The following is a 279-nucleotide window of genomic DNA, read 5'->3' on the forward strand; positions in this document are numbered from 1 at the left end:
GATGGCCAGGATCGGGATGCGCCGCCCCGCCAGCCAGCAGGCGACGCCGTGAACGATCATCCAATAGGTGAAATAGGTGAACGCGCGCTTGGCCTCGGGCTCAGGCTCGAGCAACACGATCCTGGCCATCGAACTGCGCTGCGCACGGCCGGATTTTTGTGATGATTACCAGGTGATGTTTTCAGACAATCTGCGCTTCGATCGGCCCCGCACCCGCATGATCTTTTCCGCCGAATGCCTGGATCTGCCGATCAAACGAACCCCACAGGAACTGCAACG

General features: G+C 59.9%; 1 protein-coding gene. It reads left to right on the forward strand.

The window, feature by feature from the left end; translation table 11 throughout:
• Window positions 1-76: 76 nt before the first annotated feature.
• On the forward strand, window positions 77-279 hold a 203-nt coding region (locus AC0L20_RS40925; protein WP_473295813.1), incomplete at its 3' end, for an AraC family transcriptional regulator ligand-binding domain-containing protein.

It is taken from the genome of Bradyrhizobium sp. Kon58 (genome assembly GCF_055807455.1).